The following is a 26,936-nucleotide window of genomic DNA, read 5'->3' on the forward strand; positions in this document are numbered from 1 at the left end:
CGTCAGCCGCCGCCCTTCAGATACCAGCCCCACGGCTCACGGGTTGTGTAGGCAGTGATCTGCTTCGGCTCGAGGAAGTTGTTCAGTCCCCAAGTTCCAAGCTCGCGACCGACACCGCTTTTTTTCACACCGCCCCATGGTGGCTCGAGAAAATTCGGCTGCGAGCAATTGATCCAAACGACGCCGGCCTCGAAGGCATCGGCGACGCGTTCCGCCCTCTTCAAGTCGCCCGACATGACGGCTGCGGCCAAGCCGAACTCGCTATCATTGGCCAAGGTCAGGGCTTCGTCTTCCGTATCGAACGTCGTGACGGCAAGGACGGGGCCAAAAATCTCCTCGCGCCAAATTCGCGCAGTAGGCGCCACATCGGCAAAGATCGTCGGCTCCAGGAAGTGGCCTTCGTTGAGATGCGAGGGGCGGCCGCCGCCGGTTACGAGCGTTGCCTCGCTCTTTCCGGCATCTATATATCCAAGCACCTTGTCGTATTGGGTTTTGCTGACGAGCGGTCCCAGCAGTGTGCCCGGCGCCATGCCGTCGCCGATCGTGATCTTCTTGGCTTCCGCTGAGAGCCGGTCGATGAGCTTCGGCGCGATGCCCTTCTCGACAATCATCCGCGATGTGGCGCTGCAGACTTGTCCCTGATTCCAGAAGATCCCGAACATCACCCATTCGACGGCCTGCTCAATGTCGGCGTCGTCAAAGATGATGATCGGTGATTTTCCGCCTAGCTCCAGGCTGATGCTTTTGACATCGCGCGCCGCGGCGGACGCAACGGCAATGCCCGTCGGGACGGAGCCCGTGAAGGCAAGCTTGCGGACATCGGGATGCGACGCGAGACGCGCGCCAGCGTCCGCTCCATATCCCGTGACGACATTCAAGACGCCATTGGGCAGGCCCGCTTCCGCTGCGATGCGCGCGAGTTCCAGCGCGGTCAGCGGCGTGTACTCGGACGGCTTCAGCACGACCGCGCAGCCTGCCGCGATCGCAGGCGCGACCTTCCATGCCGCCATCAACAGGGGATAGTTCCACGGCACGATGAGCCCGGCGACGCCTGCTGGCATGTATTTGACGCGCGACTGAAAACGCGCGTCGGGCACGCCGATGATTTCGCCTTGGCGCGAGTCCAATTCCTCCGCGTACGTTGCGTAGAGATTGAAGCAATACGCGGCGTCACCGATGTCCCAGAGGGCTTCAGGGAGCGGCTTGCCGTTGTCTCTTACCTCGATCTCGGCGAGCGCCTGCTTTTGCTCTTCAATCGCCGCGCCGATCGCGCGAAGGAATGCGGCCCGATCACGGCCGGTCGTGCGCGACCATGGGCCGGCCATCGCGGCCATCGCGGCGGCGACTGCCGCGTCGATATCCGCTGCTGATCCGGCAGCGCAGCGGTGGAAGGTTCGTTCGTTTGCCGGGTTGACGACGTCGAGCGTGCGAGCACCCAGCGCGTCGCACCACTTTCCGTCGATGAAAAGTTTCGATTGCATCACAGTTCCGGGTAGACAGTTTCTGGATCGGGTTTCAGATGACTTTCGCCAACGTGCTTCTGAAGCCATCGATAAAGATATCGGCATGCTCTCGAGTAAAGCAGAGCGGCGGACGGATCTTCAAGACGTTGCCGTGACCGCCTGCTATCCCGATGAGGATATTGCGCTCGCGCATGCCATTGACGATTCTCTCGGCGAGAGCGCGGTCGGGCGCGGCTGACGCCTTATCCTTCACGAGTTCGAGGCCGATGTAGAGGCCGGAGCCGCGAACATCGCCGACGCGCTCGCCATTGCCTCCGGCAATGCGAAGCTCCGAGCGGAGATAGGCGCCGGTATCAAAGGCGTTTTCCTGCAAGCCTTCCTCGTTCAAGACATCCAAGACTGCCAATCCCGCAGCAGCCGCGACCGGATTGCCGCCGAATGTGTTGAAATAACCGGATCTCGATCCGAATGACTCGAGCATAGCGGGTTTGACAGCGACGCCGCCCATCGGAAAGCCGTTGCCCATCGGTTTTCCCATTACGACCATGTCGGGCACCACGCCGTGGCGGGCGAAACCCCACATCTTCTCTCCCGTGCGGCCGAAGCCGGGCTGAACTTCATCGGCGATGTAGACGCCTCCTGCGTCGCGCACTGCCGCGACGGCTTCGGTGAGAAATCCCGGCTCGCCCGGGTAGACGCCGTCGCTCGAGAAGATGCTGTCGGCGATCAACCCGGCGAGGCGAATGCCGGCTGCCTCCATTCCCGCAATGGCTTTGCGAATGTCCTCGGCGAATTTGGCTCCGATGGCTCCGCTACCATGGCGATACGTGTCTGGTGCGGGCACGAGGAACACGTACGGCGGCCGCGGCTCGGCGCTCGCGGACGATGGCGATATCTCCGTCACGGCCGTGGTGTTGCCGTGATAGGCGTTCTCGGTCACGATGAAGCCCGTGCCGCCTGTCACTGCGCGGGCGATGCGCAGTGCGAGATCGCCGCTTTCGCTGCCGGTGCACGTAAACACGATATTCGAGACCGGCTCCGGCATCGTGGCCAGAAGCCGTTCGGCATACGTGTAGATATTGTCGTATAGGTAACGGGTGTGGGTATTCAGCGTGCCGAGCTGCCGCGATATGGCTTCGACGACGCGGGGATGACAGTGCCCGACGGACGGCACGTTGTTGTAGGCGTCGAGATAGCGCGTGCCATCGGCATCGTGGAGCCAGACGCCCTCGGCCCTGACGAGGTTCAGCGGCCGTTCGTAAAACAGCATCGAGGTCGGCCCGAATGTCTGCTTCCGGCGTTTGACGAGGCTCGTGACCGCGGGCGGCAACTTGTCGGCCGCGTTCATGTCGAAGGCATTGAGATCGAGAATTTTTCGCGTAGCTTCCATAGGGCCCCTTGGGCAAGCTCCCTGGCAAATGGGCTGCGTCTCCGCATCGGTATCGCTCAATATAGGGCACGCCGCCGGCAACAGCTTGACCCTTGGACGCGGGGCCTGTTCAGTTTGACAGGAGCCGCGGCCGGAGAACCCCGTCAACTTCGGGGCTGCTCTGGTCAAATCCCGTGGCGGCGCTCAGAGTAACGTCGGTTCCGATTGCAATCGGGCTCTCCATCGTCGAGAAAACAAGCATGACTGATGAAACGCAGGCACGGCCGAATCGTTGGAAGCGATTTTCCGATTGGGACGAGCGCCCGCTCAGGCTCGACAAATTCGCCGCCGAAGATGCTGCGAGCGGGTTTTCGGCGTTCAAGAGCCCCTTCGATCCCAAACCAGGGTTGTCTCTCGGCGCTGGCGTCGTCGAGTCCATGGATGGCATCGCCGTCCGCGACTTCGATATGATCGACGTTTTCATTGCCCGCTATCATCTCGATCCCGAAATTGCGCCGGAAGCGATGGCGATGCCGTCTCTCGAAGTGGCGCGCATGCTCGTCGACATGAACGTGCCGCGGAAGACGCTGGTTCGGCTCGCGCACGGCATGACGCCCGCCAAGCTCGCCGATGTCGTCAGTCATCTTTCATCGCTCGAGATCGCTTTCGCCTACAGCAAGATGCGGGCGCGGCAGACGCCCGGCAATCAAGCGCACGTCACGAACGCGAAAGACGACCCCCTGCAGATGGCGGCCGATGCCGCAACTGCCGTGGCGTTCGGCTTCGACGAAATCGAGACGACGATGCGAGTTGCGCGCAACTCCTGGTCGAACGCCGTCGCTTGCGCCGTCGGGGCCGCCGTCGGACGGTGGGGCGCGCTCTTTCAGTGCTCCAGCGAAGAAGCGGAAGAACTCAAGATCGGCATGGCGGGCTTCACTTCCTACGCCGAGACCGTGTCGGTCTACGGCACCGAGAAGAGCTTCATCGACGGCGACGATACGCCTTGGTCGAAAGCATTTCTCGCGGCGGCCTACGCTTCGCGGGGCATCAAGATGCGGTGCACGTCGGGTGCGGGCTCCGAGTTGCTGATGGGCTTTCACGACCGCAAATCGTTGCTCTATCTCGAGGCGCGGTGCCTTTGCCTGCAGCGCGCGATGGGCGTGCAGGGCACGCAGAACGGCGGCATCGACGGGGCGCCCGTCACGTGCACCGTTCCCGGCGGCATGCGCGAATTGATGGCCGAGAACCTGATCGCCGTCTGGCTCGATCTCGAATGCGCGTCCGGCAACGACGCTCGCGCGACGGAATCGGAAATCCGCGTCGGCGCAAAGATCCTGCCGTATCTCATCGCGGGGTCCGATCTCATCTGTTCCGGCTTCGGCTCGATCCTCAAGTACGACAATTCGTTCAACGCCTCGCTGCTCAACGGTGAGGAGCTCGAGGATTATCTGGTTCTGCAGCGCGACTTCGAGGCCGATGGCGGGCTTACTCCGGTCGGCGAGACGCGCGTCATGGAGCTCAGGTCGCGGGCCGTCGATGCGATCAGCGCTGTTTTGGAAGAACTCGGGCTCGCGAAACCGACTGCCGACATGAAGCTCTCGGTCGTTGCCGCGTCCGGCTCGGATGAAACGCGGACGTTTTCCGGCCGCGACGTGGCGCTGATCAGCGAAGCCATCTACGACCGGTCGATCACGGTCATCGACGTCATCAAGGCGCTTGCGGCGCGGGGTTTCACCGAAGAGGCGGAAAACCTGCTGAAGCTCGTGAGGCTCCGCGTTTCCGGCGATTATCTGCAGACGTCGGCGGTCGTTCGCGACGGGCGCATCGTCAGCGCCGTCAACAATCCCAACGATTATCAGGGTCCCGGCACCGGCTACCGTCTCACCGAGGAGCGTCGCGAGGAAATCGTCGCCATTCGCGATGTGCTGACGCGCCAGGAAGTGCTGCGGGTCGAGGCGGCCGTCAGGCCCGGGGAAGTGACCCGGGTCGCCTACCGGCCGACAGGCCCCGCCGCCGCAACCCACAATCCGAAGGAAGTCGTCATCGGCATCAGCCCAGCTTTCGGGCTGAAGCTCTTTCAAACGGTCGCCGGTCATCCCCTCTCCGCGATTTTGCGGGTGCTGATCGCCGGCATAACGGAAGGCGGCTGCACAGCCCGCGTCGTCCGGATGCGCCACACGGCAGATACCTCGTTCCTCGGGCTCAGCGCGGCGCGGCTCGCCGGCTCCGGCATCGGGATCGGCATCCAGGCAAAGGGCACCGCCGTCATTCATCAGAAAGACAGGCTGCCGCACAACAATCTCGAGCTCTTCTCGAATTCGCCGATCACCAAGATCGAACATTACAAGCGGATGGGGCTCAACGCGGCCGCCTATGCGCTCGGCGAAATGCCCGAGCCCGTCATCGTGCCGACGCGCGGCGAGGCCATGGGCTCACGCTACCATGCGAGGGTTTCGCTCATCTATGCGATCGAGACGGAGATGACGTCTGAAGGCGCCGAACCAGAAGAGATCGATGTAATGTTCCTCGGAGCCGCCGCATGACGGGCAAGCCTCTCACAGTCGCCGATTACCCGCTCGCCGAGAACCGGCCCGATGTCGTCGAGACAAAGGCCGGCAAGAAGCTCGATGACATTACGCTCGAGGGCGTGCTGTCCGACCGCGTGTCGCTCGAAGATCTTCGCATCACGGACCGCGCGCTTCGCCAGCAGGCTGAAATCTCGACGGCAGCGGGGCGGCCGACGCTCGCTGCGAATTTCGAGCGCGGGGCGGAGCTGGTGGATGTTCCCCAGGACGTGATCATGCGGATCTACGAGCTGCTGCGGCCGGGCCGGGCCAGTTCCAAGCAAGAATTGATCGCGGCCGCGAGCGAACTTCGCGAAACTTACGGCGCCGAGGGCGTCGCGGCCTTCATCGAGGAGGCGGCGGACGTCTACGAGCGCCGCTCTCTCTACAAAAAGCGTTTCTGAAAGGACGGGCATGAGCTGGAAGACGGGTTATCGATCCATCTATTACGACGGCGCTCCGGAACCAGACGACCCGGATCTCTCCAAGCCCCACACCGCCCTCCTCATCATCGACGTCCAGAACACCTACCTTTCTCGGCCGGACCGCGCGTCGCTTTCGCCGGAGGATCAACGGCGTTATGACGCTTGGACGCCCTTTCACAAGCGTATGCATGAAATCGTTCTGCCGAGAACGAAGGACCTTCTCGAGAGGTTTCGGCGGAACGGAATTGAATGCCTGTTCGCGCGCATCGCCTGCCATACCAAGGACGGCCGCGACCGCTCGCTATCGCAGAAGATGCCGGGCTGGAACAACCTCCTTCTGCCAAAAGACGAATTGCCGTCCCAGATCGTCCCGGAGCTTCAGCCCATCGGGGACGAGATCGTCGTTACCAAGACGACAGACAGTGCACTGACGGGTACCAACCTGCGGCTGATCCTGACCAATCTCGGCATCAAAACCGTGGTCTGCTGCGGGATTTTCACGGACCAGTGCGTCTCGTCGACTGTCCGGAGCCTCGCCGACGAGAGTTTCGCAGTGGTCGTGGTAGAAGATTGCTGCGCCGCCGGGTCAGACGAGCTTCATCACAAAGAACTCGAGATCATGAACATGATCTATGGGCACGTCATGTCGAGCGCTGAACTCAACGCCCTGATGAAGCTGACCTAAACCGGCTTGACGGCGTCCAGAAGGTCAAGTTTCCATACAGGAGGGTCAAATCGACTTGGCGGCCCCAGCATACACTGATGCCATCATAGAGGGGGATCTTCCGTTACCGTGGACAACAGGCTGCACCGCTCCTTCTTACTCGCCCTCTTCCGCGGACGAGTCCCGTCCATCGCTTTCGTTTCGCCCTGATTGTTTACGGGCAACAACCTCATCATCCGCTCACCAGGAGTGACAGGCATGTTCGATAGCAAATTCTCACGCCGCGACTTCTTGAAAACCTCGGCGTCCGCGGCGGCGACGCTGGCCGCCACCCAAATGGGCCCGTTCGCAGGCCCCGCCCACGCGGCCCGTGACAAGGAACTGAACATCCTCTGTTGGGAAGGTTACAACTCGGCTCAGGTTCTCGATCCCTTCCGTTCGAGCAAGGGCGCGACGGTCAAGGCCGAAAGCCTGACCAACGATCCGACGATGATCAACCGTCTGCGCGCAGGCGAGATCAACGTTTGGGATCTCATCAACGTCAACAATCCCTGGGCGCGCAAAATCATGCTGCCCGAGAAACTGATCAAGCCGCTTGATCGCGCGAAGTTCGAGCCATACTTCGAGAAGATGATGCCGCAGTTCAAGCCGCCCTACAAATGGGCGATGGACGACTCGGGCAAAGATCTGCTCGGCATGGCCCAGCGGTTCGGGCCCTACTCGTTCGTCGTCAACACCGACAAGATCAGCCGCAAAACCGCAGAAGACCAGGGCTGGGATCTCTTCAATGATCCGAAGCTCGCAGGCCGCTTCGGCATTCTGGAGTCCGACGACTGGAACGTGTTCGGCATCTGCTGCATCGCCGGCTTCGATCCGTACAAGGCGCACACCGCCGAAGAAGTCGCCAAGTTCGAGGAAACCGCAAAGCGCGTTCTGAAGAACAAGAAGGTCGTGGGCGACATCGCCACCATGAACCAAGCCATGATTTCCGGCGAAATCGATTGCCACCTCACGGGCGGAACGTACTCCGCGTCTCCCGCGCGCGCGGACGGCCATTTGAATTTGCGTGGCATCACGCCAAACAAGGGTCCTCTTGCCGGCGGCAAGGGCGGCATCGCCTGGATCGAGATCACCTCGGTCGTCAACAACCCGCAGGGCTCTCCGCTCGCTGAGCAGTTCCTGGAATACGTGCAGACTCCCGAGGTCGCGCACACAGTGGCGTTCGCCGAAGGCACATTCAACCCGGTCGCTCAGATGGGTAACCCCGATTGCTTCAAGCTCTTCAGCAAAGACCAGCTCGAGGCCATTCAGTGGGACAGCCTCGAAGAAGAGATGGCGCGCTCGGCCGAGTACGACATCGTTCCCGACTACGACAAACTGCTCGACATCTGGAACGCAGCGAAGAAATCTTGAGCCACATGACGTTTGCGTCGTGACCTCAGTAAACGGCATGTAACGCTTCGGCCTTCCGCCGCTCGATAGGCGGAAGGCCCGACGCGTTTCTCATTAGCTTTCAAAGAAGTTGGAACTCCTACGTGACCGGAACTTCCGAACCTATCCTACGGTTGAAGAACGTTCGAAAAGCGTTCGGCAATCTAGCCGCCGTCGACGATCTCAACCTTTCCATCGGCGAAGGCGAATTCTTCACGATCGTCGGACCTTCCGGCAGCGGTAAGACGACATTGATCCGCATGCTCGCCGGGATGGAACGTCCGACCTCGGGTGACATCCTGCTGCGCGACAAGCGCATCAACGACACTCCGGCCAACGAACGGCCGACATGCATGGTGTTTCAGTCGCTCGCACTCTTTCCGCACCGGACGGTCGGGCAGAACATCGAGTTCGCCTTAAAAATTCGAAATGTCGATCCGGCGACGCGCGAAAAGCGCGCGCGTGAGCTGATGGAGAAATTGCGACTCCCCGCCGACTACTATTCGAAGAACGTCACGTTGTGTTCGGGCGGCGAGCGCCAGCGCGTCGCCCTTGCCCGTGCGCTCGCATTCGATCCACAGATCCTGTTTTTCGACGAACCGCTTTCGGCGATCGACTACAAGCTCCGCAAGACGCTCGAGAAAGAGCTGAAGGACATTCACCGCGAAACCGGCAAGACGTTCGTCTACATCACGCACAGCCTCGAAGAGGCAATGGTGATGAGCGACCGGATCGGCGTCATGCGGCGCGGCAAGCTCATTCAGGTCGGATCCCCGAACGAGATCTATTCGACGCCGCGCTCGCGCTTCGTCTCCGAGTTCATGGGCGACGTCAACGTGATACCCGTGGAGACCAACGGCCCGGGCTCAGTACGCTCCCAGTCGCTCGGCGCAAGCTTCAAGGTTCCACCGGCAGCCATCGACAGCAAAGCGCTGTGCCTGGTCGTCCGGCCCGAGTTCCTGCACTTCCTCAACTCTCCGAGCGACGCGCAGAACAGCCTCAAAGGCGTTCTCTATAACGAGTACGCACTCGGATCGCGCATTCAATATCAAGTCCGCGTCGGCGAAAAAGTGTTCCTCATCGAAAAGCTTCGCCAGCAGCCCTTCAAGGGCAAGCTCGACGATGAAGTGCTGATTGGTTGGGATCCGGAAAACTCAATTCTGGTGGCCGACGAATGATCGAAAAGACCTCCGTCCTCGCCGAACCAGGAAGGCGCTCGGCAATACCGATCATGGTATTGCTGACGCTCGGGTTCGTTGCACCTCTGCTCGCGGTGGTGGGCTTCAGCTTCATGCCGCCTCGAACCTTCGGGCTTTGGCACGAACCCACTCTCGAAAATTACGAAAGAATCTTCAGCGACAACACCTATGTCTCGTTGTTGTGGTCGCTGGGGCTGGCGTCTGCCACCGTCGTAATTCTCGCTCTCATCTGCTATCCGGTCGCGTACGGTCTCGTTCGCGTCTTTGGCCGATGGTCGACGGTTTTGACGCTGCTCTTCACCATCCCGCTGGTGGTTTCGGAGAACATCCGCCTCTACGGCTGGGTGCTCTTCTTCATCAAGGGCGGTATCCTTCCCGGAACCTTGCGAACGCTCTTTGGCGTGGAGATGGGAGATTTCCTCTTCACTCCGGCCGCCGTTTTGTTCGGCATGGTCTACGTCTATCTGCCGTTCATGCTCTTTCCCATGACGCTCGGAATCGCGATGGTTCCGAACCAGATGCGCGAAGCCGCGAGGGACCTCGGCGCTTCGCGCTGGCAGGTTTTCCGCGAGGTTGAACTGCCGCTATCGACACCGGGTTTGATGATCGGCTCGTTGCTGACATTCGTGCTCGCGGTCGGCGCCATCGCCGAGGCAAAGGTTCTTGGCGGCCAACGCATCATCCCGATCACGCACGATATCGAAATTGCCTTCACGTATGCGCAGAACTGGCCTCTCGGGGCGGCGCTCGCGGTGCTGCTGATGCTCGTCGTCAGCGTGCTCGTCCTCATCGTGCTTAGGCGGTTCGATCTCGATCACATACTTGGAAAGCGGTGACGTAATGTCTGAGAACAATGGCAGCATTCGCCACATCCTAATCGGCGTCTGGACGGCAGCGGTCCTGCTCTTCGTGTTTCTTCCCAGCGCGACGATCTTCCTCGCGTCGATGACCTCCAGCCGCTACTTCACCTTCCCGATTACGTCCTTCGGGTTCGATTGGTGGTCCAAGGTCTTCAACTCGCTCGAAGTCAGGGCACTGGCCTACACGTCTCTGTCGATTGCGCTGACGGTAACCGTCATCGCAGTCGTGCTTGGCTTCTTCGGTGCGCTGGCCTTCGCCCGTTACGATTGGAAGGGCCGTAAGCTCTACCAAAAGTTCATTCTGCTACCGATCTTCTTTCCTCAGTCGGTACTTGGTCTCGCCCTTCTGCTTTGGTTCAACGCCTTGGGCTTCACCCTGTCCTGGAAGACGGCCGTGCTCGCGCACCTCGTCTGGATTGCGCCGGTCGTAACGCTCGTCATGGCCATTCAGGTCTATTCCTTCGATCCGTCTCTCGAGGAAGCGGCGACAGATCTCGGCGCATCGCGATGGCAGACTTTCCGCGAGGTGACGCTGCCTGTCCTCATGCCCGGGATTTTTTCGGGAAGTCTGTTCGCGTTCCTATTGTCGTGGGGCAACTTCCCGCTGTCGCTCTACACAACGGGCGCGGACAACACTTTGCCCAAGTATCTCTATGCAAAGATGGTCGCGGGCTACACACCGGGCGTCCCCGTCCTCGGCACGATTTCGACGGCGGCCGCCGCCGTCCTCCTCTTTGGCGGCTACGCGGCAATGCTCTTTCTGACACGGAAGCGGAACGCGGCAGCCTAGAACAAACTCTCAATCTCTGAATTCGAACAAGAGCAACAACGCGGCCCCTAGGGAGGTTATGTCCATGTTCACGTCTATCGCAGGCCGGTCCGTCATCGTCACCGGTGGAAGCAAGGGGATCGGCAAGGGTATCGCGCGCGTCTTTGCAAAGAGCGGCGCAAAGGTCGTCGTGGTCTCGCGGAATCTCGCTGAAGCAAAGGCTACGGCGGAAGAGTTGTGCCGCGACGGCGGCACGGCGATGGGCCTCGCCGCCGACATCACGAGCATGGGCGACTTGCAGGTTCTGGCGGAGGCCACTGCCACGGCTTACGGCGGCATCGATATCCTATGCGCCAACGCCGGTATTTTTCCTCAGACAAAGATCGAGGAATTGTCGCCGGAAGATTGGGACTTCGTTTCCGATACGAACCTCAAGGGAACGTTCCTGTCTGTCAAAGCCTGCCTGCCGTATTTGAAGAAATCGGATCAGGGGCGCATCGTGATCACGTCGTCGATCACGGGCCCGATCACGGCCTTCCCGGGCTGGTCTCACTACGGTGCGACGAAGGCAGGGCAGCTCGGCTTCATGCGTACGGCCTGCATGGAGTTCGCGAAGTACGGCATTACCGTCAACGCGGTTCTACCGGGCAACATCGCAACTGAAGGCCTCGCGGCGCTCGGGCCTGAGTATGAGAAGGCCGCTGCGGCTTGCATCCCGCTGCAGAAGCTCGGCAAGGTCGAGGATATCGGTTACGCGGCGCTGTTCTTCGCGTCCAAGGAAGCCGCCTACGTCACCGGGCAGACGATCATCGTCGACGGCGGTCAGATCCTGCCCGAAAGCACGGATGCGCTGGCGCAGGCCTGACGCATTTGGCTAGCGAGGCGAATTCCGGTCAGCTTTGGTTGTGCAATACCTCCGCGCGCAGCGCGCGCGGAGAAAGGCCGGTCCATCGCCGGACGGCGCGGCTGAAAGCCGAGAGCTCGGAATAGCCGACGAGGAAGGCTATTTCAGAGAACGACAGCTGGCGCTGGCGCACATAGGACAACGCCAAGTCGCGGCGGGTGCTTTCGACGAGGGTGCTGTAGCTCAGTCCGTCGTAATGAAGCTCGCGCTGAATGGCGCTGAGTGGAAGCCGCAGCTCGGCCGCCACGCATTCGATTTGCGGAAAGCCTTCAGGCAGTCTCGCGCGCACGGCGCTGCGAACGCGATCGGTAATGCTGAAGCGCACATCGCGACGCTCGGAGAGCCTATCGAGACAAAGCTTCATTGCGCACATGAGGCGTGGATCGGCTGAGGGCATTGCATGCTTCAGGATTTGCGGCCGGAACACGATCGCGTTGGTCGGCTGCGAGAAGAAAGCCGGTGCCGCGAATGCGCGCTCATGCTCGCGCCAGCCTTCGGGCTTTGGATGCTCGAAATGAACTTCCTCGGGGGCCCAGCTCTGGCCCATCGCTTCGCGAATGAGGTTGAGGAACATGCCGAGCGACAGTTCCGCGTCTTGCCGGCGTTCGATGATTTGCGGCGCGTCGATGCGATATTCGAGCCGCGCGAGGCCATCGGGCGTCGTCCTGAGCCCCATCGAGGACGATTGCTGGTGCAGCGGAAAGAGTTCCACGAGCGTTTCGAGAGCGACGCCCAGTGATGGAGCGGAGAGCGAGGCATATCCCCAAAGACCGAGGTCACGCGGATCGAACGCATTGCCGAACCACAAGCCGAAATTGTCGTTTCGGGTTATGCGAGCGCTTTCCTCGAACAGGCGGCAGTAGGAGCTGAGGCTCAACTGCAGAGTCGGAGAACCGGCCATTTCAGGCGAGATGCCGACGCTGCCAAAAATACGATCGACGTCGCCGCGCTGGCGCTCGATGAACTTCACTATCCCGGTGGCGGCGGAGGCTAGAACAGACGGGTCGGTTCCCCGGCCGATAGAGGTACCAGCGCCGCTCGCTCCGAAGTCGATAATGCCGAGTGCCATCGTTTCCTGGTGAGCAGATGCCAATATTCCAGAGAAAAAAGGCTAGCAGAAGCGTCCCACGGGTCAACCCGTCATGCGCGATGAATTATTCGGCAGCCGCCGAAAATACCGGCATAATTGCGGTGCAGCATTCAGCCGAACAGACGTTTCAGAAGACCCTTCTTCGGCGGTGCAGCAACGTCTTTTCCGGCGGCGCCACCGTACGAAGAGAGGTACTGCTCGCACAGCGGGATGGAAGTCTGCGTGTACTCGACACCCATCGATTTCGCCAGTTCGGTTTCCGAATGCGATCCGATCCACGCAACGAGGAGAAGTCTTCGCAGCATGACGAACGTCGCGATTTCGCTTTCTTCTGCCTCGCTCAAATTGCCGATGCGGCGATAGCCGCGGACCCAGGCTTTGAGCAGATCCGGCACCTCGGGCATATGCTCGAAGAACGACACCGTCGTCGCGCAATCGTAAAGGAGCCAGGAAAAACCGCAGTCGTCGAAATCGATGGCCTTAACGGTAGACCCGTCCATCAGCAGGTTGGCGAGACGCATATCGCCGTGCACGAGATTGAAGCGATCGGGCGATTTGCCGAAGTTCTCGAGACGCCGTCCGATCAGCGCGACGGCTTCGGTGATGGCTGCCGTCGCCTCCGGCGTCATCCCCATGCCGTCCTTCCAGTAGCCCCAATGGGGACGACTGCCGAGGCTGGTCTCGAAGTCCCAGGTGAAGCGTTCGAACCAGGCCGGCCGCTGCCACTTGCGAACATGGGCGTGCATGCGGGCCGCCGTTTCGCCAAGCAGCTCGAAGCCGGCGACGTCGGTACTCGATGGCTCCGAGCCATTCTCCCATTGGAACAGCACGACGTTGCGCGGGTTTTGCAGCCCCGCGACCGCAACCGTCTGGATATATTCGCCGTCCAGACCTCTCAGCGCCGTCGGCGTGGCAACGCCGCCATTTTCGCGGAGAGCCGAAAGCCATGCGAGTTCTGAGGCTATCGCGGTGCGCGAATGATAGTTTTCGCGATGGACGCGCAGCGCCCACCTTTGCCCGGTGCTGCTATCGACGCGATACGTTGCATTCTCGGAGACGTTTATGAGCTTGACCGTGCAGTCGCCCGGAAGCCCGTAGCGCCTTACCGCGCGTTCGGCCAGAAGCTGCAATCGCTGCAACAGCTCTTCGTGTGTCGCCTCATCGGTACCCGTCATGCCTGCTGCCTTGACTCCCGTGCGCTTCATTGAGAGGCGGCCTTTCGACCGCTTCTCTCTTTTTTGCAAACACTACGGGGCGACGGGAAAGCGAACTTGACCTCGCCGCCGTGTCAGTTGACAGGGCGAGCCACGCGCCTTGGCGGTGCTCTTCGCAACTCGGACTAGAGCTTCACCATCACGTGACGCGGTACGGTGTAATCCTCGAGCGCATACATCGAGAGATCCTTGCCGTAGCCCGACATCTTGAGACCGCCGTGGGGCATCTCGCTGACGAGCATGAAATGGGTGTTAACCCACGTGCAGCCGTACTGCAGCCGCGACGCGACCTTCATGCCCCGGGCGATGTCCTGCGTCCAAACCGAGGACGCGAGCCCGTAATCGCTGTCGTTGGCCCAGGCGATCGCTTCATCCGTGTCGTCGAACGGAGTGATCGAGACGACGGGACCGAAAACTTCCTTGCGGACGATCTCATCGTTCTGCGTGGCGCCCGCGACGACCGTCGGCTCGAAGAAGAAGCCTTTCCCGGCCGGCGCTTTGCCGCCTGCCGTCATCGTGATGTGGCTCTGCTTGCTTGCGCGTTCGACGAAGGATTGCACGCGGCCCTTGTGCGTCGAAGAAATCAACGGCCCGAGGTCGTTGTCGTCGTCGTTGGCCTGGTTGTACTTGAGCTCCTTCACCGCGCTCGAAAGATCGGCAACGAGATTGTCGTAGACTTTCTTACCGGCATAGATGCGGCACGCCGCGGTGCAATCCTGGCCCGCGTTGTAGAAGCCGAAGATCTTCACGCCCTCGACGACGGACGCGATGTCGGCGTCGTCGAAAACGATGACAGGCGCTTTGCCGCCGAGTTCAAGATGCGTGCGCTTGATGTTCGTGGCTGCTGCCTGCAGGACCTTCTGACCGGTGCCGATGCTGCCCGTGAGCGACACCATGGAAACCTTCGGATGGTTGATCAGCGCGGAACCTGTCGTCGCGCCCTTGCCGACGACGATGTTGACGACGCCTTCGGGGAAAATATCGGCGATGATCTTGCCGAGCTTCAGAAGCGTCAGCGGAGTCTGCTCGGACGGCTTCAGCACGATCGTGTTGCCGCCCGCGAGCGCCGGGGCAAGCTTCCACGCCGCCATCATCAGCGGATAGTTCCACGGTGCGATGGAGCCGACGACGCCGACAGGATCACGGCGGATCATCGACGTGTGGCCGGCCATGTATTCACCGGCGACGGGGCCGTGCATGTTGCGAACGGCGCCTGCGAAGAAACGGAAGCAATCGACGATCGCGGGCATTTCATCCTGCAGAACACGAATGCGCGGCTTGCCGGTATTCAAGGCCTCGAGCGTGGCGAAGCTTTCAGCGTCACGTTCGATTGCGTCGGCGAGCTTCAAGAGCAGCGTCGAGCGTTCACCGACAGTCGTTTGCGACCAAGTCTTAAATGCCTTGTCGGCAGCATTGACTGCCGCATCGACCTGGGCTGCGGACGCGTCCGGCAGATTGGTGATGACGTCTTCCGTCTTCGGGTTGACGACTGGCTCCGGCGCGTCTGTACCGGCAACGAAGTCAGAGCCGATCAGCATGTTGGTGTCGAGCATCTTATCCTCCAGCATTTGAGTCGTTACTTTGAAGAGCCGCCGGTGTGTTCGCCTTCTCGCGTCAGATAATAGGCTGCGAGGATCGGCAACAGCGTTACGATGAACACGAATACGGCGACGACGTTCGTCACCGGCCTTTGACGTGGCCGGATGAGTTCGGAAAGCATCCAGATCGGCAGAGTCGTTTGCTGACCGGCGGTGAACGTGGTGACGATCACCTCGTCGAATGAGAGCGCAAATGCGAGCATTCCGCCGGCGAGCAACGCCGTTCCGATTTGCGGAAGGATGACGTGGCGGAAGGTCTGAAACGAGTTGGCGCCAAGGTCCATCGAGGCCTCGACGAGATTGCCGTTCAGCCTGCGAAATCGTGCGACCGCGTTGTTGTAGACGACGACGATGCAGAACGTCGCGTGGCCGAGAATGATCGTCCAGACCGAGAACGGTATGGTCATGATGTCGAAGGCGGAACGAAGCGCGATGCCCGTGATGATGCCGGGCAGCGCTATCGGCAGGATGAAAAGAAGCGAGATTGTTTCGCGGCCGAAAAAGCGCGTTCGGGACAGTGCGGCCGCGGCCAGCGTTCCGAATATGAGAGCCAGCGCTGTCGCGATTGCCGCGACCTGCAGGGATAAATAGAGCGGGCCCCAAATATCCGGCCGCGACGACCACGCCACTCCAAACCACTTCGTGGTGAGCCCTGGGGGCGGAAACTCGAAGCTCTTTTCCTCCGTCGTGAAGGCGTAGAGGAAGATCAACGCCAGCGGCAGATGAAGGAATAGCAGTCCAGCAATCGCCGAGATCCGTAAGCCAAGCGGGGTCTTGCTGTTCGCATTAGAGGACATCGAACGCCCCCATGCGTTTCGCCATCCAGAGATAAACGGCCATGATCAGCATCGGCACGACTGTAAAGGCCGCGGCGAGCGGGATGTTTCCGGCGGTTCCCTGAAGCGTGTAGACGGCCTGCCCGATCATCAGGCGCGAATTGCCGACGATCTGCGGGATGATGTAATCGCCGAGCGTCAGGGAAAACGTGAAGATCGATCCGGCGACGATCCCGGGAAGCGCGAGCGGAAAGATCACTGTTCGGAACGTCTGGCGTGGATCGGCGCCGAGGTCGGCCGACGCCTCGATGAAGTTCGCCGGAACACGCTCGAGCGCTGCTTGCGTCGGCAGGATCATGTACGGCAGCCAGATATAGACGAAGACGAGAAACGTGCCGATATAGCTGAATGAAAGCGACGGGCCGCCCACGACGGGCAACGCCAGAATGCCGTCAAGCAGCCAACTGAGATGCAGTTCGTTCGCGAACCAAGTTACGATCCCCTCCTTGGCGAGGATCAGCTTCCAGGCATAGACCTTCACCAGGTAGCTCGACCAGAGCGGCATCATGACGGCGAGATAGAACAGAGCCTTCGTCCAGCCGCGCGCGTATCGCGCCGCGTAGTACGCGATGGGGAACGCGATGATCGCGCTCGCGACGGTCACGAGTGCCGCCATGGTGACGGTGCGCAGAATGATCTGGGCGTTCGACGCTTCGAAAAGCTGCTCGTAGGTTGCGAGCGTGAACTCGTGAACGACGAGGCCGGAGAAATCGTCGAGCGAATAGAAGCTCTGAAGCAGAAGCGCGAACAGCGAGCCGATGTAGACGACGCCGATCCAGAGCAGCGGCGGCGTCAGCAACAGGAACGTCACGAGCTGCGGGCGCGCGAAGAATAGGTCCGAGATCGCGCCGCCGATCCCTCTCTGCCTTTCTGCTACGGCCGCGGTCACGCGCCCTCTCCCATCGCCACCATCGCGGACTTCGGCCAGATTAGAGAAACGCTGTCGCCCTTGCGCACATCAGTACCTGCGGGCGTCGACGCGATGAGCGCCAGTTTTTCCGTCGCGACCGTGATGCGCGTAACCGCACCTTGATAGCTGATTGCGGTGACTATTCCTTTGGCGTGCGCGCAGGCGGCTGGCACCAGGGCATTTTGCGACGCGATCTGGATTTTCTCGGGCCGGAGACTCGTCCACGTGCTGCTGCCGCCGTGAGCGGCTGCAAATTCAGGTGGCAGCACGTTCGACGAGCCGACGAAATCGGCGACAAAGCGCGAGGTCGGACGTTCGTAAACGTCGGATGGCGTGCCGACCTGGACGATCTTGCCGTCGTTGAAGATCGCGACCCTGTTGGCCATCGACAGCGCCTCGCCCTGATCGTGCGTCACAAAAACGAATGTGATGCCGAGGCTCACCTGCAGCGATTTCAATTCTTCCTGCATCTGCTCGCGGAGCTTCAGGTCGAGCGCGCCGAGCGGCTCGTCGAGCAAAAGCACTTTTGGCCCGTTGACCAGGGCACGGGCGAGTGCAACGCGCTGGCGCTGACCGCCCGAAAGCTGCGCCGTCCGGCGGCTTTCGTAGCCCGCGAGCTTGACCATGGCGAGCGCGTCTTTTGCTTTTTCTTCACGCTCGGCTTTGCCGACGCCCTTGATCATCAGACCGTAGGCGACGTTTTCGCCGACCGTCATGTGCGGGAACAGAGCGTAGTCCTGGAACACCGTGTTGACGTTGCGCCGGTAGGGCGGCACGCCGTCGGCCGTCTCGCCGAATATTTCGATGTGGCCCTCGTCCGGCTGCTCGAAGCCGGCGATGAGGCGGAGGCACGTCGTCTTTCCGGAGCCCGATGGACCGAGAAGGGCGAAGAATTCTCCCGGCTCAATGTCGAGAGACACGTTGTCGACGGCGCGCACAGAGCCGAAGCGACGCGATACGTTTTGAAAGCGAACTGCTGGAGACATGAAACTCATCGGATGCCTGCGGCCGACCGGCTGGCCGGCCGACCGCAGGGAGTGTCGATTACTTGCCGAGAATGGCGATGTAGTCTTTCGCCCATTGCGAATAGGGCACGCAAGAGCTTTCCTTCTCGCACTTTGCCGTCGGCGTGCGCCAGAACCATATTTTGTCGAAGTTTTCGAAGCCGTTCGTCGCACAGCCCGTCTCCGTCAGCAGTTCGTTCCCCTTGCAGGCGGCCGGTACCGTCGGTACCGAACCAAACCACGAGGCCAGATCGCCCTGGAGCTTCGGGTTCAAGGAGTGCTCGAGCCACTTGTACGCGCAGTTCGGATGCTTGGCGTCGACGTGCATCATCGTCGTATCGGCCCAACCGGTCGCGCCTTCTTCGGGAATCGTCGAGGCGATGGGCTTCTTGTCGGCCTGCAGCAGGTTTACCTGATAGGGCCACGAAGAGGATGCGACGACACCCTCGTTTTTGAAGTCATCGACCTGCACGGTCGCATCGTGCCAATAACGGCCGATGAGGGCGCGTTGCGCCTGTAGCAGCGCGACGGCTGCGGCATACTGCTCCTTGTTCAGCTCATAAGGATTCTTAATGCCGAGTTCCGGCCTCTTCTTGCTGAGGTAGAGCGCTGCGTCCGCAATGTAGATCGGGCCGTCATAAGCCTGTACACGGCCTTTGTTGCTCTTGCCGTCGGGAAGGTTCTGTTCCTCGAACACCACCGCCCAGCTCTTCGGGGCTTCCTTGAAGACGTTCGTGTTATAGGCGAGCACGTTCGGTCCCCACTGATAGGGAACGCCGTAATGGACGCCGTCAACGGTATGCCAAGGCGCTTCCTGCAGCCTCGGATCGATCTTCTGCCAGCTCGGGATCAGCGCAATGTTGATCGGCTGAACCTTCTTGCCGGCAACGAGCCGCAGTGATGCGTCGCCCGATGCGGTGACGAGGTCGAAGCCACCCTGGTTCATCAGCGTGACCATCTCATCGGAGGTCGCCGCCGTTTTGACGGTGACCTTGCAGCCCGTCTCTTTTTCGAAGCCCGTCACCCAGTCGTAATTCTTGTCGGACTCTCCCCGCTCGATGTATCCAGGCCAAGCTACGATATCGAGCTGTCCCTCGCCTTCGCCGACGGACTTGAGCGGATCGCCCGAGACGGCGAAGCTGCCTATAAAAAGAAGCGCTCCGGCCGTAACAAGTGTCTTCCGACTGGGCATCATGTGTGCTTACTCCTCCGATTGCCACCCCACGGCGAAGGCTCGGAGATGCACCCCTCGCGCCCCGTCACGGATACTTTGTTGATGTTAGTTCAGGAATGGGCGACACGCTAGGGAAGCATGATCGGTTCGTTCAAATGGCGCCGGAGCAAGCGACGTGCCGGACCAGATGCACAGAGTTTGATCGGCACGGGGTCTAGGGGTTTGCATTTCCGGTCTCAATTCGTAAAGGGGAACAGCAGATTGGTCACCGGTCGCGATTGGTTTGAACCGAAGGCTTTACCAATACCGGCCGGCAGGCGGAAACGTCCCTGAGAGAGCACCCGGCGCAAGGGACCGCCAAAACTGGTTTTTGAAAAAGCGGAGCGGGAACGAATGACGGTCATCAAAATCCGCATCGACTTTGAAGGCGAACGCTACATCGGTCACGGCCGGATCCAACTTCTCGAATTGATCGGAGAGCATGGATCCATCGCACAGGCCGCCAAGGCCATGGGCATGTCCTACAAACGTGCCTGGTATTTGATGGACGAGTTCGGCGCGATGTTCACCGATCCGCTGATCGAACGCCAGCATGGCGGCCGCGGCGGCGGCGCTGCGAAGCTGACACCGTTCGGCGCCGACCTCGTTCGACAGTATCGCAACATGGAGGCTCAGGCACTCAGCGTTTTCGCCAAGCCGCTGGCGTCGATCGAGAAGCATCTTGCCCGTCCCGGCAAGAGCGATCCCAAGCCGGCCAAGAAACCGCCTCAATCCGCACGCGCATGATCGCGCGCTCAGATTATCGCGGAGCTATGAGCCCAGCACCTCGCCGGCGGTTCCGGTGGAGACGACACGCCCGGCATTGATCCGCACAACGCGCAATGCGAGGCGGCGCACTTCTTCGACATTGTGGGTGACGTAAACGATCGGCACTTTGAACTCGTCCCGGATTCGTTCGATCAGGCTCATGATCTCGGCTCGGCGCGCATCGTCGAGTGCGGCCAGCGGTTCGTCCATCAGCAGGATGCGCGGCGAGGATAACAGGGCTCGCGCCAACGCGACCCGATGCCTTTCGCCGCCCGAGAGCGTCGCCGGGCGCCGCTTCATCAGTGATCCGATGCCGAGAACTTCGACAATCACATCAAGCGGAAGGCCTTGATCGTGCGTGCGGGTGAACCATTGCCCGAACTTGATGTTCTGCTGGACAGTCAAATGCGGAAAGAGTTGCGCGTCCTGAAAAACCACTCCGACGCGGCGCCGGTGCATCGGGATGAAGATCCCGGCATCCGTATCCGTCAACACGTTGCCCGCAACGACGATGCGCCCGCGAGCGGGGCGCTGGACGCCGGCAATCAAATTGAGAATGCTCGTCTTGCCCGAGCCCGAGGGGCCGAACAACGCAGTCAGAGTGCTGTTGCTTTCGAAGGCAACGTCGAGGGTGAAATCCGGCCGCTTTTGCAAAGCCCGGAAACTGAGCAGTGGGGACTTTTCCTTCATTCGAATACGGCGATGCGCTTTTGAATGCGGCGGTTCAATACTTCCGACAGGATGAGCGCCACCATCGCGATGGCGACCGAAACCAACGATAGCCGAAGTGCTTCCGTCTCGCCGCCCGGAACTTGCGTGTAGGTGTAGATCGCCGACGGGATCGTCTGCGTTTCGCCGGGGATGTTCGAGACGAACGTGATCGTCGCGCCGAATTCGCCCAACGCTTTAGCAAAACACAGAATTGCGCCAACCAGAACGCCTGGAAGAGCCAACGGCAACGTCACGAGAAGGAACGTCCAGTACGGGTTGGCGCCCAGCGTACCGGAGGCCGTCTCGAGCCGGCGGTCAATCGCTTCGAATGAAAGCCGTATCGCTCGCAGCATCAGCGGGAAGCCCATGACACCGCAAGCGAGCGCTGCACCCGTCCACCGAAACGAGAACGTAATGCCGAAGATGTCGTAAAAAAACTTTCCGAGGGTCCCCTGGCGTCCGAACGTCAGCAACAGGAAGTAGCCCGTTACGACGGGCGGCAAAACGAGGGGCAAGTGCAGGATGCCGTCAAGGATGATCTTCCCTGGAAAGCGCCAGCGCGCCAGCGCATAGGCGGCGACAAGCGCGATCGGAAGGCCGACCAGCGTCCCGACCGTGGCGACGCGTAGACTGAGCTCTATCGCCATCCACGCCTCGGGAGAAAATTCGAACACTGATCTGCCTTTCGGTTCGGCGCTGCCCGCCGTTCGCCGCCTCGTGGTTCGACGTCGCTACTTGACGATCGTGAACCCTTGCTTGGTGAAGAATGCCTGCGCCTCGGGAGACTTCAGATAGTCAAGGAAAGCCTTGGCCGCATCGCCATTCTTGGTCGCGCCGATAACGGCAACGGGATAGATGATCGGCGGGTGCGTGTCTTCGGGGAACACGTCGACAATCTTAACTTTGGGTTCGGCGGTTGCGTCCGTCTCGTAGACGATGCCAAGCGGCGCTTCGCCCGTCGCGACCAGAGCGAGCGCTGCACGCACGTTGTCGGCCTGAGCGACTTTCGATTCAACGGCGCTCCATACGCCGAGCTTCTCGAGTGCGGCCGAGCCATATTTTCCGGCCGGAACCGACTTCACATTCGCCATAGCAAGATGATTATCGCCGAGCGCTGCGGCGAGCGGGAAATCCTTGCCGATCTTCAGGGAAACCGTGCTCGACTGCGGCGCGATCAAGACGAGACGATTGCCTAAGAGATTGCTACGCGTGTCGTCCTTGATGAGCTTCGCCTTTTGAACGTAGTCCATCCAGTCGAGGTCTGCCGAAACGAAGATGTCGGCAGGCGCGCCCTGCTCGATCTGCTTCGCGAGCGCGGACGACGCGGCGTAGGAGATTACGACTTTATTGCCCGTGCTTTTTTCATACGCTGCGGCCGCGCCGTCCAAGGCGTTCTTGAGGCTGGCCGCCGCAAAGATCGTGACTGTGGTCGTGTCTGTCTTCTGGGCCTGAGCCTCGATGAAAAGCGCCGAGACCAGCATCATTCCTGCCAGCGCGATCTTGAGAGATAGCCGCGAAAAATTGGCCGCTGCGTGCATTGCGATCGGTTCCTTTATCGGATGCGATATAGCCGACAGGATATCTAGCTTGAAACCGTTTGCAACGGCCTGTTTGAAGGCCGGACGACGGCCGCGCGTGACACATTGGCGGGAAGACGACATCCGACGGCCGGCGCAGCCGCTCCGGCCTCGCCCATACGCGCCCGTGACTGTTATCGCGGAGATGAACTCGCGTTGCCGTCGTTAGACGATTGCCTTCGCGGCGACCGGAGGCTGGGAGAGAAGTTCGGCAAGCTGCTTCAAAGCATGAAGAAGCGCGTCGCGATCGGGGGCGACGCCGAGCGACAGGCGCAGAGCTTCGGGCTCCTTGGAGCCGATGGCGAAAGCGGATCCCGGGACAACCGAGATCCCCAGGCGGCCCGCATGTTCAACAAAATCGGTGGCACGCCATTGAGGGGGCATGCACATCCAGATGTGTGACGCGCATTTATCCGAAGCAACGTGCGCACCGCCCAGCGCCGACATTGCGAGCTTTTGACGGGCGATGTTTTCTTCGCGGATTGCGAGGGCGACATCATCGAGGATGCCGGTCACGATCCAACGCGATGCAAGCGCCGCATTCAACGGCGGCACCATGAGGTTGACGGCCCTGATGACGCCAGCAAGCCGCGTCGCGGCAGCCGCCCCTGGCGCAACGACATAGGCGATGCGCAAAGCAGGACTTGCGCATTTCGATAACGTCGCGATGTGCCAAGTGATGTCCGGCGCCAAAGCCGCAATCGGCATCAACGGATCGCTTTGCAGCGACGAATAGGGATCATCTTCGATGATCGTTACGTTGTGCCTGCGTGCGATCGCGATGATTTCGTGCCGCCGCTCTTCCGACAGCGTCGCCGTTGTCGGATTGTCTATCGCGGGTATGACGTAGAGAAGTTTTGGCGGCGCAGTCACGCAGCATGCTTCGAACGACCGCGGATCGATGCCTTGCTCGTCCATCTCCAATGGCCTCAGCGCGAACCCGCGTTGCCGCGCGATGGCTTTCAGGCCGGGATAGGTCACAAAGCCAGCAGCAATGGAATCTCCCGGCGACGCGAGACATTCACAGATCGCGAAAAGCGCGTTTTGAGCGCCGTTGGTTAGAACGATCGACGCCGGCCTCAGGTCGGGAATACGCTGTCTCAGCCACACCGCGGCCGCAGCGCGATCGGACTCGCTGCCCGTGCTCTCCTGATAATGAAGGTTCAGCATCCCGCCCTCCTCAGAGAGGAGATTGGCGATGGTTTCGGGAATGAGGCGTTTGAGATTAGCGGCCGCCGGCTGCGGCGGGATATTCATGCTGAGATCGACGGCGGGCGCAGAGGCGGCGCCCAGCATACGGCCGTCGTCGATGCGCCGTCGAATGAAGGTGCCACGTCCAGCATTTGCCTCGACGAGGCCCCGGCGCCGCGCCTCGTTGAATGCGCGCGTGACGGTCGTCAGGTCGACACCGAGGATTTCCGCAATCATTCGCTGCGGCGGCAGCCGGTCACCGGGCTGAATGCGCCCTGACTTAAGGTCGATTTCGATCGCTTCGACGATGCCGCGGTATTTGAGCTGCCCGCCCTCCGCCAACCAGGGCTCCCAAGATGACATAGCTGGAGGGTTCTCCTTCAATGATCCATACATTAAATAACATGTATGGCCATGCATGGATAGGGAGATTTTTCCCGCGGCTACACGCCCATAGAATTAATAGTCTTAACACAATGATATTTCACGATAATAGCGCGAAAATCGCCATTATGGCGCAGGACGCATACAATGCTTTTCCTGCCTGCAATATTGCCATACAATGACCAGACATCGATTAATGAAAGGAAACATCATGTGCGGGGAACATAAGTGGCCGAAACTATCTCCGCTGAAGACGGGGATACGCGGCCTCTGCCCCCGATGCGGCAAGGGCAAGATCTTCGACGGCTTTCTGACGCTCAAGAAGGAATGCCCGGCTTGCGGACTGAGTTTCTCATTCGCCGATCCGGCGGATGGGCCTGCGTTTTTCGTGATCTGTTTCGGTTGCATCCCGAGCGCGGCTTTTGCCTGCTGGTTCGAGGTCGCCTTCGGGCCTCCATTCTGGATGCACTTGCTGACCAGCTTACCCATCATCCTGCTGACGTGCATTCCGCCGCTGCGGCCGTTGAAGGGCTGGCTTATCAATAGCCAATATTTCCATAAGGCTGAGGAAGGCCGTCTCGTCTTCGACAAACGAGAACAGCTGCGTCAACGTCAGGCGAGCTTGTAGCATCACGCCGCTCCCTCCCCGTTGGGTCGTCGGCATCGGCCGCCTATAATAGGCCGATGCCGAGAGAAATGGGTTCACGTCCGACCGTACTGCTGACCGGGTTCGGCCCTTTTCCGGGCGTTCCGACTAATGCTTCGGGCGAACTCGTCCGGAAGCTCGCGCGGACTGCGCGCAGGGCTCTTCCAGAATTTCGCTTCGCCGTCGCAATCCTTCCGACCGAGTGGAATAGAGCGCCACGGCTCATCGCCAACCTGCATGAGCGCCACCGGCCTCTCCTTGCCTTGCACTTCGGAGTCGCCGGTACGGCCAAGACTATTCGGCTCGAGACAGAAGCGGCGAACATTTGCAGAGTGGCTCCGGACGCCGCAGGCACGCTCCCCGCCTCAGCGCAATTGACGGAGGATGGTCCTGCGGTACGCCGATCGTCGATCGCGGCTCCGGCAATAACTGCGGCGCTAAACGCCAAGGGCTATCCCTCCTCCATTTCGAACGACGCCGGCGGCTATCTCTGTAATGCCGTCCTCTATCACTCACTGGCGGCGGCGGAAGCGCGAGGAGATCTGCTCGTCGGATTCGTGCATATCCCTCAGGATCTTTCCGAGCCGCCGCTCGACATGACGGCCGTGTCGGCGGCCGCGCTCGAGATCATCAAAATCGCGCTGGATATGGCCTCGGCCGAGAGTTCGTTAACCCTGGTTTAACGACTCTCACGGCTCGCTCATTTCGTTACTTTACCAGCTGCGCTGCAGGGAAACTAGGCAAAGCCGGAACGGGGAGCCGCCTATGACCTTCGATCGTCGTTCCGTCTTGGGAGCCGGCCTTGGATTGGGTGCGGCGGCGACAGCCGTTCACGCCGCAGACAAGCGCCGAGTTACGTCTCCCGGCACGCCACCTGCTAACACGAGCGATGTTGCGCCTCGCCTCGTACCCAATGACTTTCAGGATCAGACAGCCGCTCTGCAGGCTGTCATCGACGCTGCGGCCAACACGGATACGCCGGTTATCCTGCCGTCCGGCACCTTCATCGTCAGCGATCTCAAACTTCGCATGGGAACGCGGCTCATCGGCAGCGCGCGGGCGACGATCCTCGCCTACGGCGGCGGCGACGCCTTCGTGACGGCGGACAACGCAGACGGTCTCGCTATCAAGGGCATCGTCTTCGACTGCGCGTATAAAACGTTCGACAGAACGCGCGCGGATGGCGCGGTCACGATCTCGCGTTCGAAGGAACTCCGGCTGAGCGAACTCGAAATCCGCAACAGTGCCGGCAACGGGCTTTCGCTCTTCGCGTGCAGCGGACATATCAACGACGTCACGATAACGGGCGCCCTCGACGCTGGGTTGAAGAGCCTCGACGCTCTTGGGCTCGACATCAAAGGCAACACGATCTCGGACTGCGGGAATAACGGCATTCTCGTCTGGCGGTCCGCTCCGGGCGAAGACGGCTCCATCGTCTCCGGCAATCGCATCTCGAAAATTCGCAGCGCTTCCGGCGGCACGGGCGAATACGGGAACGGCATCAACGTATTTCGCGCCGGCAGCGTGCTTGTCAGCGGCAACCGCATTTCGGATTGCGCGTACACGGCCGTCCGAGGCAATTCCGCCTCGAATATCCAGATCATCGCCAACAGTTGCGAGCGGCTCGGCGAGGTCGCGCTCTACGCCGAATTCGGGTTCCAGGGCGCCATCATTGCCAACAACGTCGTCGATACCGCCGCGACGGGCATTTCGGTGACGAACTTCAACGAGGGCGGCCGCCTTGCGGTCATTCAAGGCAATCTCATTCGGAACCTCTTCCGGCGCGAACAGGAACCGCAAGACAAGCGCGGCGAGGGCATCGGTGTCGAGGCCGATGCTGTGGTCTCGGGCAATACCATCGAGAATGCTCCGACCGTCGGCATTCAGATCGGCTGGGGCTCGTTCATGCGCGACGTCGCGGCGACCGGAAACGTCATTCGACATGCGCGCGTCGGCATATCGGTCACCGGCGCGGGCGACGCCGGGAAATGCCTCATCGCGAACAATCTGATTTCCAACGCCCAGGACGGCGCCATCCGCGAAATGGAATTCGGCAAGATGACGGGGCCGGATCTCATCGATCGGCAGGGCGCCAGCAATCGCGTGCAGCTCGCGGGCAACATCGCCGTGTAATGGCGACAGGCGG

Annotated in this window: 25 protein-coding genes and 1 pseudogene; 12 read left to right on the forward strand and 14 right to left on the reverse strand. The window is 60.8% G+C overall.

Going from position 1 to position 26,936, the window contains the following annotated elements:
- Positions 1 to 2 precede the first annotated feature (2 nt).
- Together AACL53_RS16140 and AACL53_RS16145 are read right to left on the reverse strand one after the other, a co-directional pair.
- Entirely contained in the window at positions 3 to 1,481 is a 1,479-nt protein-coding gene (locus tag AACL53_RS16140) for an aldehyde dehydrogenase family protein (RefSeq protein ID WP_339085557.1), read from the reverse strand.
- 34 nt (positions 1,482 to 1,515) lie between these two features.
- Positions 1,516 to 2,853: an aspartate aminotransferase family protein gene (locus tag AACL53_RS16145; RefSeq protein WP_339085558.1), complete on the reverse strand. Its 1,338-nt coding sequence runs from the start codon at positions 2,851 to 2,853 to the stop codon at positions 1,516 to 1,518.
- A gap of 239 nt (positions 2,854 to 3,092) precedes the next feature.
- Between AACL53_RS16145 and AACL53_RS16150 the strand changes: the two genes are divergently transcribed.
- The 8 genes from AACL53_RS16150 (at position 3,093) to fabG (ending at position 11,609) form a co-directional block, all read left to right on the forward strand.
- Entirely contained in the window at positions 3,093 to 5,375 is a 2,283-nt protein-coding gene (locus AACL53_RS16150) for a propanediol/glycerol family dehydratase large subunit (RefSeq protein ID WP_339085559.1), read from the forward strand.
- Entirely contained in the window at positions 5,372 to 5,800 is a 429-nt protein-coding gene (locus AACL53_RS16155; protein ID WP_339085560.1) for a diol dehydratase small subunit, read from the forward strand. Before AACL53_RS16150 ends, AACL53_RS16155 begins: the two co-directional genes overlap by 4 nt.
- Before the next feature lie 10 nt (positions 5,801 to 5,810).
- Positions 5,811 to 6,506, forward strand: coding sequence for a cysteine hydrolase family protein (locus tag AACL53_RS16160; protein ID WP_339085561.1), 696 nt, complete (start codon positions 5,811 to 5,813; stop codon positions 6,504 to 6,506).
- A gap of 237 nt (positions 6,507 to 6,743) precedes the next feature.
- The gene (locus AACL53_RS16165) at positions 6,744 to 7,898 is read left to right on the forward strand and encodes a PotD/PotF family extracellular solute-binding protein (RefSeq protein WP_339085562.1); all 1,155 of its coding nucleotides are present in this window, start codon (positions 6,744 to 6,746) and stop codon (positions 7,896 to 7,898) included.
- Positions 7,899 to 8,020: 122 nt separating this feature from the next.
- Entirely contained in the window at positions 8,021 to 9,094 is a 1,074-nt protein-coding gene (locus AACL53_RS16170) for an ABC transporter ATP-binding protein (protein WP_339085563.1), read from the forward strand.
- Entirely contained in the window at positions 9,091 to 9,951 is an 861-nt protein-coding gene (locus AACL53_RS16175; protein ID WP_339085564.1) for an ABC transporter permease, read from the forward strand. The genes AACL53_RS16170 and AACL53_RS16175 overlap by 4 nt, the downstream gene beginning before the upstream one ends.
- Positions 9,952 to 9,955: 4 nt before the next feature.
- The gene (locus tag AACL53_RS16180) at positions 9,956 to 10,765 is read left to right on the forward strand and encodes an ABC transporter permease (RefSeq protein WP_339085565.1); all 810 of its coding nucleotides are present in this window, start codon (positions 9,956 to 9,958) and stop codon (positions 10,763 to 10,765) included.
- Between the two features lie 64 nt (positions 10,766 to 10,829).
- Positions 10,830 to 11,609, forward strand: a complete 780-nt coding sequence (gene fabG, locus AACL53_RS16185) for a 3-oxoacyl-ACP reductase FabG (protein WP_339085566.1) — start codon at positions 10,830 to 10,832, stop codon at positions 11,607 to 11,609.
- Positions 11,610 to 11,637: 28 nt separating this feature from the next.
- Here the strand turns inward: fabG and AACL53_RS16190 are convergent, their stop codons facing one another.
- The 8 genes from AACL53_RS16190 to AACL53_RS16225 all read right to left on the reverse strand — a co-directional run bounded on the left by AACL53_RS16190 (position 11,638) and on the right by AACL53_RS16225 (position 19,878).
- A complete protein-coding gene (locus tag AACL53_RS16190; protein WP_339085567.1) occupies positions 11,638 to 12,717 on the reverse strand; it encodes an AraC family transcriptional regulator in 1,080 nt (359 codons plus the stop codon).
- 131 nt (positions 12,718 to 12,848) lie between these two features.
- Positions 12,849 to 13,943 carry a phosphotransferase enzyme family protein gene (locus tag AACL53_RS16195; protein WP_339085568.1) on the reverse strand — a complete coding sequence of 365 codons (1,095 nt, stop codon included), beginning with the start codon at positions 13,941 to 13,943 and terminating at the stop codon, positions 12,849 to 12,851.
- Positions 13,944 to 14,077: 134 nt separating this feature from the next.
- Positions 14,078 to 15,505 carry a gamma-aminobutyraldehyde dehydrogenase gene (locus tag AACL53_RS16200; RefSeq protein ID WP_339085569.1) on the reverse strand — a complete coding sequence of 476 codons (1,428 nt, stop codon included), beginning with the start codon at positions 15,503 to 15,505 and terminating at the stop codon, positions 14,078 to 14,080.
- Between the two features lie 23 nt (positions 15,506 to 15,528).
- Positions 15,529 to 16,347 carry an ABC transporter permease gene (locus tag AACL53_RS16205; protein ID WP_339085570.1) on the reverse strand — a complete coding sequence of 273 codons (819 nt, stop codon included), beginning with the start codon at positions 16,345 to 16,347 and terminating at the stop codon, positions 15,529 to 15,531.
- Positions 16,337 to 17,275 carry an ABC transporter permease gene (locus tag AACL53_RS16210; protein ID WP_339085571.1) on the reverse strand — a complete coding sequence of 313 codons (939 nt, stop codon included), beginning with the start codon at positions 17,273 to 17,275 and terminating at the stop codon, positions 16,337 to 16,339. The genes AACL53_RS16205 and AACL53_RS16210 overlap by 11 nt, the downstream gene beginning before the upstream one ends.
- Positions 17,272 to 18,282 (reverse strand): ABC transporter ATP-binding protein, encoded by a 1,011-nt coding sequence (locus tag AACL53_RS16215; RefSeq protein ID WP_339085572.1) that lies wholly within the window; start codon positions 18,280 to 18,282, stop codon positions 17,272 to 17,274. Before AACL53_RS16215 ends, AACL53_RS16210 begins: the two co-directional genes overlap by 4 nt.
- Before the next feature lie 58 nt (positions 18,283 to 18,340).
- Entirely contained in the window at positions 18,341 to 19,492 is a 1,152-nt protein-coding gene (locus AACL53_RS16220) for an ABC transporter substrate-binding protein (protein WP_339086966.1), read from the reverse strand.
- A 218-nt stretch (positions 19,493 to 19,710) separates the two neighbouring features.
- A complete protein-coding gene (locus tag AACL53_RS16225) occupies positions 19,711 to 19,878 on the reverse strand; it encodes a hypothetical protein (protein ID WP_339085573.1) in 168 nt (55 codons plus the stop codon).
- Here AACL53_RS16225 and AACL53_RS16230 point away from each other — a divergent pair.
- The gene (locus AACL53_RS16230; protein ID WP_339085574.1) at positions 19,868 to 20,260 is read left to right on the forward strand and encodes a winged helix-turn-helix domain-containing protein; all 393 of its coding nucleotides are present in this window, start codon (positions 19,868 to 19,870) and stop codon (positions 20,258 to 20,260) included. The two genes, AACL53_RS16225 and AACL53_RS16230, sit on opposite strands and share 11 nt — an antisense overlap.
- A 33-nt stretch (positions 20,261 to 20,293) precedes the next feature.
- Here AACL53_RS16230 and modC read toward each other — a convergent pair.
- The 4 genes and pseudogenes from modC to AACL53_RS16250 form a co-directional block, all read right to left on the reverse strand.
- Positions 20,294 to 20,971: pseudogene (gene modC, locus AACL53_RS16235) on the reverse strand (molybdenum ABC transporter ATP-binding protein); the annotation flags it as partial.
- Positions 20,968 to 21,666: a molybdate ABC transporter permease subunit gene (gene modB / locus AACL53_RS16240; RefSeq protein ID WP_339085575.1), complete on the reverse strand. Its 699-nt coding sequence runs from the start codon at positions 21,664 to 21,666 to the stop codon at positions 20,968 to 20,970. The pseudogene modC and the gene modB, both read right to left, overlap by 4 nt.
- Positions 21,667 to 21,723: 57 nt before the next feature.
- Positions 21,724 to 22,476, reverse strand: a complete 753-nt coding sequence (gene modA, locus AACL53_RS16245; protein ID WP_339086967.1) for a molybdate ABC transporter substrate-binding protein — start codon at positions 22,474 to 22,476, stop codon at positions 21,724 to 21,726.
- A 258-nt stretch (positions 22,477 to 22,734) separates the two neighbouring features.
- Positions 22,735 to 24,123 carry a PLP-dependent aminotransferase family protein gene (locus tag AACL53_RS16250; protein ID WP_339085576.1) on the reverse strand — a complete coding sequence of 463 codons (1,389 nt, stop codon included), beginning with the start codon at positions 24,121 to 24,123 and terminating at the stop codon, positions 22,735 to 22,737.
- Between the two features lie 232 nt (positions 24,124 to 24,355).
- On the opposite strand from AACL53_RS16250, the gene AACL53_RS16255 reads away from it, so the two are divergent.
- From AACL53_RS16255 to AACL53_RS16265, 3 genes are all read left to right on the forward strand, one after another.
- Complete coding sequence (locus AACL53_RS16255) at positions 24,356 to 24,772, forward strand: DUF983 domain-containing protein (protein WP_339085577.1); 417 nt, start codon at positions 24,356 to 24,358, stop codon at positions 24,770 to 24,772.
- A 68-nt stretch (positions 24,773 to 24,840) separates the two neighbouring features.
- A complete protein-coding gene (locus AACL53_RS16260) occupies positions 24,841 to 25,473 on the forward strand; it encodes a pyroglutamyl-peptidase I (RefSeq protein ID WP_339085578.1) in 633 nt (210 codons plus the stop codon).
- Positions 25,474 to 25,555: 82 nt separating this feature from the next.
- On the forward strand, positions 25,556 to 26,923 hold the full coding sequence (locus AACL53_RS16265) for a TIGR03808 family TAT-translocated repetitive protein (RefSeq protein WP_339085579.1): 1,368 nt from the start codon (positions 25,556 to 25,558) through the stop codon (positions 26,921 to 26,923).
- Positions 26,924 to 26,936: the final 13 nt, after the last annotated feature.

Source organism: Hyphomicrobium sp. ghe19, assembly GCF_902712875.1.
In the GTDB taxonomy this organism is placed as follows: Bacteria; Pseudomonadota; Alphaproteobacteria; order Rhizobiales; family Hyphomicrobiaceae; genus Hyphomicrobium_B.

Coding starts and splice junctions, on each gene's coding strand:
- AACL53_RS16140 (WP_339085557.1), bottom strand. CDS start 1,481: ATGCAATCGAAACTTTTCATCGACGGAAAGTGGTGCGACGCGCTGGGT.
- AACL53_RS16145 (WP_339085558.1), bottom strand. CDS start 2,853: ATGGAAGCTACGCGAAAAATTCTCGATCTCAATGCCTTCGACATGAAC.
- AACL53_RS16150 (WP_339085559.1), top strand. CDS start 3,093: ATGACTGATGAAACGCAGGCACGGCCGAATCGTTGGAAGCGATTTTCC.
- AACL53_RS16155 (WP_339085560.1), top strand. CDS start 5,372: ATGACGGGCAAGCCTCTCACAGTCGCCGATTACCCGCTCGCCGAGAAC.
- AACL53_RS16160 (WP_339085561.1), top strand. CDS start 5,811: ATGAGCTGGAAGACGGGTTATCGATCCATCTATTACGACGGCGCTCCG.
- AACL53_RS16165 (WP_339085562.1), top strand. CDS start 6,744: ATGTTCGATAGCAAATTCTCACGCCGCGACTTCTTGAAAACCTCGGCG.
- AACL53_RS16175 (WP_339085564.1), top strand. CDS start 9,091: ATGATCGAAAAGACCTCCGTCCTCGCCGAACCAGGAAGGCGCTCGGCA.
- AACL53_RS16180 (WP_339085565.1), top strand. CDS start 9,956: ATGTCTGAGAACAATGGCAGCATTCGCCACATCCTAATCGGCGTCTGG.
- fabG (WP_339085566.1), top strand. CDS start 10,830: ATGTTCACGTCTATCGCAGGCCGGTCCGTCATCGTCACCGGTGGAAGC.
- AACL53_RS16190 (WP_339085567.1), bottom strand. CDS start 12,717: ATGGCACTCGGCATTATCGACTTCGGAGCGAGCGGCGCTGGTACCTCT.
- AACL53_RS16195 (WP_339085568.1), bottom strand. CDS start 13,943: ATGAAGCGCACGGGAGTCAAGGCAGCAGGCATGACGGGTACCGATGAG.
- AACL53_RS16200 (WP_339085569.1), bottom strand. CDS start 15,505: ATGCTCGACACCAACATGCTGATCGGCTCTGACTTCGTTGCCGGTACA.
- AACL53_RS16205 (WP_339085570.1), bottom strand. CDS start 16,347: ATGTCCTCTAATGCGAACAGCAAGACCCCGCTTGGCTTACGGATCTCG.
- AACL53_RS16215 (WP_339085572.1), bottom strand. CDS start 18,282: ATGTCTCCAGCAGTTCGCTTTCAAAACGTATCGCGTCGCTTCGGCTCT.
- AACL53_RS16220 (WP_339086966.1), bottom strand. CDS start 19,492: ATGCCCAGTCGGAAGACACTTGTTACGGCCGGAGCGCTTCTTTTTATA.
- AACL53_RS16230 (WP_339085574.1), top strand. CDS start 19,868: ATGACGGTCATCAAAATCCGCATCGACTTTGAAGGCGAACGCTACATC.
- AACL53_RS16225 (WP_339085573.1), bottom strand. CDS start 19,878: ATGACCGTCATTCGTTCCCGCTCCGCTTTTTCAAAAACCAGTTTTGGC.
- modA (WP_339086967.1), bottom strand. CDS start 22,476: ATGATGCTGGTCTCGGCGCTTTTCATCGAGGCTCAGGCCCAGAAGACA.
- AACL53_RS16250 (WP_339085576.1), bottom strand. CDS start 24,123: ATGTCATCTTGGGAGCCCTGGTTGGCGGAGGGCGGGCAGCTCAAATAC.
- AACL53_RS16255 (WP_339085577.1), top strand. CDS start 24,356: ATGTGCGGGGAACATAAGTGGCCGAAACTATCTCCGCTGAAGACGGGG.
- AACL53_RS16260 (WP_339085578.1), top strand. CDS start 24,841: ATGGGTTCACGTCCGACCGTACTGCTGACCGGGTTCGGCCCTTTTCCG.
- AACL53_RS16265 (WP_339085579.1), top strand. CDS start 25,556: ATGACCTTCGATCGTCGTTCCGTCTTGGGAGCCGGCCTTGGATTGGGT.